Source organism: Micromonospora sp. DT201 (assembly GCF_049841575.1).
Lineage (GTDB): Bacteria > Actinomycetota > Actinomycetes > Mycobacteriales > Micromonosporaceae > Micromonospora.
Map to the genome: position 1 here is coordinate 1 of NZ_JBNCKP010000053.1, position 4,388 is coordinate 4,388.

Sequence of the window (4,388 nt, forward strand, 5' to 3'; positions counted from 1 at the left end):
TGACTGGTCAGGTCGTTGGTACGGAGGTGACTGATCCGGAGTATTGGGTGACGCATGTGCGTCAGCCGGTCCGGTTCGCCGATGGTGTGAATGCCTTGCACGAGCGGGGGGTGCGTCGGTGGTTTGAGGTGGGTCCGGATGCGGTGTTGACCGCGTTGACCCGCCAATGCCTCGACCACAACAACGACGACGGCGACGGCGATGGCGAGGGCGCGGTGTTCGCGTCCGTGTTGCGGGCCCGGCATCCGGAGCCGGACACCTTCGCTGGTTTCCTGGCTCAGGCCCACACTGCCGGGACGAGCGTCGACTGGCCGGCTTTCTACACCGACACCCATGCCCGACGGGTTGATCTACCCACCTACGCCTTCCAACGCCAGCGTTTCCCGTTGGGGCGGGCGACGGTGACGGGCGATCCGGCCGCCGCAGGGCTCGGACGTGTCGACCACCCGTTCCTGCGTGCGGCGGTCCGGATCGGTGACCGGGACGAGTGGCTGTTCACCGGTCGGATCTCCCCGGACACCGCACCCTGGGTACGCGACCACGCGGTGCTCGGCATGGCCGTGGTACCAGGTGCCGCGCTCGTCGAACTCGCCCTCGCCGCCGGCCGGCACGCGGGCAGTCCGGCCCTCGAGGAACTCACGCTCGACGTACCACTGATCCTCGACGAGGAATCGGTCACCGAACTCCAGATCACCCTGGCCGAGCCGGATCAGTACGGTCACCGTGCGGTGGCCGTCTACGCCCGCCCGCAGACGCGCGACGGAGACGAGCAGTCGACGGTGATCTGCCACGCGCGGGGGGTGCTCGCACCGGAGGCCCAGCCATTCGTGGAGTGGCTCACCGAGTGGCCACCGGCCGGCGCGGAGCCGGTCGCCGTCGACACGTTCTACAAGCGGTTGGCGGAGGTCGGCCACGATTACGGGCCGCTGTTCCAGGGGCTGCGAGCAGCGTGGCACGACGACACCCACCTGTACACGGAGGTGGCGCTCCCCGACGGCACCGACGTCGACGGGTTCGGGATCCATCCGGCGCTGCTGGAGTCGGCGGTGCACGGCGGCCTGCTGGACAGGCCAGCGAACTCCCTGGCGGAGCTGCCGTCATCGTGGTCCGGCGTACGCCTCGGATCCGGCGGACACAATCGGATCTGGGCCCGGATCGGACCTACCGACGGTGGTGCGCTCCAGGTCGACCTGGTCACCGAAGACGGCGAGCCGGTGGCAAGCGTGGCAAGCCTCGCTTTCCGTCCGGTCGACCAGGAGTGGATCGAGGGCACGCAGGGCGGGCAGCGACGTTCGTTGCTCCAGATCGACTGGGTGCCGGTGCCGGTCAAGCACGGCGCCGGACCGGCGCGGTTCGTGCTCCTCGGCGACCTCGACGGCCAGGGTGAACGCTATCGGGATCTGGACGCGCTCGAGCAGGCGCTGGCCGATGGTGCCCCGGTGCCGACAGCCGTTCTCACCTCTGTCGGGTCTTTCGACGCGGCCGGTGACGTCGCGCAGGCCGCCCAGGCGACGACCGAGCAGACGCTGGCGCTGCTCCAGCGTTGGCTGGCGAGCGAGCGCCTGACCGACACCCAGCTGGTGCTGGTGACCCGCGCCGCGATCGCGGTGGGTGCAGAGGCGGCCGATCTGGCGCAGGCACCGGTCTGGGGTCTGGTGCGCAGTGCTCAGTCGGAGCACCCGGACCGGTTCGTCCTGATGGATGTCGACGCCGATTGTGCTGCGCTGGAGTGGACGCCGCTGGTCGGGGTGGACGAGCCCCAACTGGCCGTACGCGGGGGCCGGTTGTTCGCGCCGCGCCTCGCCCCCGTCGGCGCACCGCAGGTGTCAGTGCCACACCTCGACCCGGACGGGATCGTGCTGATCACCGGCGGGACCGGTGCTCTCGGAACGGCCGTGGCGCGGCACCTCGTCCAGGCCCGTGGCGCGCGCCGGCTGCTGTTGGTCAGCCGGCGTGGTCCGGCCTGGGCGGGAGCCGACGAACTCATCGCCGAGCTTGCCGCATTCGGCTGCGAGACGCGGATCGTCTCGGTCGACGTGACGGACCGTACGCAGCTTGTGGGGCTGTTCGGAGGGCTGGAGCGTCCGCTCACCGCGGTCGTGCACGCCGCCGGGGTGCTCGACGACGCGGTGGTGGAGTCGCTCACACCGGAGCAACTGGCCCGGGTGATGCGTCCGAAGCTGGCCGGCGCACTGCACCTGAACGAGCTGACCGCGCAGATGCCACTGGCGGCGTTCGTGCTCTTCTCCTCGGTGGCGGCGTTGGTCGATAGCCCGGGTCAGGGCAACTACGCGGCGGCGAATGCGTTCCTGGATGCCCTGGCGGCGAACCGGCGAGCGGCAGGTCTCCCGGCGATGTCACTGGCCTGGGGCCTGTGGGCTGACGCCACCGGGATGGCCGGTGTCCTGGACGAGGCCGGCACCGCCCGCTGGGCGCGGACGGGAATCCAGCCGATGCCCACAGCGCTCGGGCTCGACCTGTTCGACGAGGCACAGCGGTGGGACCGGGCGGTGCTGGTGCCGGTACGGCTCGACCTCGCCGCGCTGCGCACGCAGGCACGTACCGGGGTGCTGCCGGCGCTGCTGCGCGGGCTGGTTCCGGCACCCGTACGCCCCACCGTGGCCCTGGGCGGCACGTTGGCGCAGCGGCTGGACGGGGTACCCGACTCTGACCGGGAGCCTGTCGTTGTCGGGCTCGTCCAGGCCGAGACCGCGGTGGTCCTCGGCCACACCTCGCCCGCCGCGATCGATCCGACTCGGGCGTTCAAGGAGCTCGGGTTCGACTCCCTGGCGGCGGTCGAGCTACGAAACCGGTTGGCCCAGACCACCGGTCTGCCGGTGCCCTCCACTCTGGTCTTCAACCATCCGACACCCGCTGCGGTGGCCCGGCTGCTGATCACCCTGCTCGACGGAGCCGAGCCGGGCAGTGGTCGTCCCGTCGCGCCCCGGCCTCGGCGGCTGGCTGCTGATGAGCCGTTGGCGATTGTGGGGATGAGTTGTCGGTATCCGGGTGGGTTGGATTCTCCGGAGGAGTTTTGGCGGTTGTTGGTGGAGGGGCGTGATGCGATTGTCGGCCTCCCCGATGACCGTGGGTGGGATTTGGAGCGGTTGTATGACCCGGATCCGGAGCGTGTCGGGTCGGTGTATGCGCGTGGTGGTGGGTTTTTGCGTGGTGCGGGTGATTTCGATGCGGGGTTTTTCGGGATCAGTCCGCGTGAGGCGTTGGCGATGGATCCGCAGCAGCGGTTGTTGTTGGAGGGTGCGTGGGAGGCGTTCGAGGACGCTGGTATTGATCCGACGTCGTTGCGTGGCAGCGACACCGGTGTGTTCTGCGGCGTCATGTCCTCGGAGGACTACGGCGGCCCGGCCCGGCCGGAATCCGAAGGATTCCGGCTGACCGGCACCACCAACAGTGTTGTCTCGGGCCGGGTCGCCTACACGCTCGGCCTGGAAGGGCCGGCGGTGTCGGTGGACACGGCGTGTTCGTCGTCGCTGGTGGCGCTGCACTTGGCCGCACAGGCGCTACGCGCCGGCGAGTGCTCGATGGCCCTGGCCGGCGGCGTGACAGTGATGGCGGCCCCGTTCCTGCTGGTCGAGTTCAGCCGGCAGCGCGGACTGGCCGCGGACGGCCGGTGCAAGCCGTACGCGGCGGCAGCGGACGGGACCGGATTCTCCGACGGGCTCGGACTCATCGTGCTGGAGCGGTTGTCGGACGCACGCCGTAACGGCCACCGAGTGCTCGGTTTGCTGCGCGGCAGCGCGATCAACTCCGACGGTGCGAGCAACGGGTTGACCGCGCCGAACGGGCCGTCCCAGGAGCGACTCATCCGTCAGGCGTTGGCTAGTGCCGGGTTGAGTCCGGCGGATGTGGATGTGGTGGAGGGGCATGGGACGGGGACCCGGTTGGGTGATCCGATCGAGGCCCAGGCGTTGTTGGCCACCTACGGTCGCGAGCGGGAGAACGGTCCGCTGCGGTTGGGGTCGGTGAAGTCGAACATCGGTCATGCTTCGGCGGCGGCTGGTGTGGCTGGTGTGATCAAGATGGTGTTGGCGATGCGGCATGGGATGCTGCCGGCCACTCTGCACGTCGACGCCCCGTCGCCGCATGTGGACTGGGACGGCGAGCAGGTGACCCTCCTGACCCGGGCCGAGCAGTGGCACAGCAATGGCGAGCGGTTGCGCCGTGCCGGTGTGTCGTCGTTCGGCGTCAGTGGCACCAACGCCCACGTCATCCTCGAAGAAGCGCCGATCGAGTCCGAGGCGCCGGTCGAGTCCGAGGCGGCCGGGCGTCCGCTCGGTGCCGTGCCGGTCGTGCTCTCGGGTAGGAGCGAGTTGGCGGTGCGGGGGCAGGCGGAGCGGTTGCGGTCGTTCCTGCTCGATCGGCCTGAG

1 protein-coding gene is annotated in these 4,388 nt (G+C 70.1%); it reads left to right on the forward strand.

The annotated features are described in order from the left end of the window. Positions 1-110: 110 nt before the first annotated feature. A partial coding sequence (locus tag ACLQ28_RS34335) for a type I polyketide synthase (protein WP_425690416.1) occupies positions 111-4,388 on the forward strand: 4,278 nt, incomplete at its 3' end.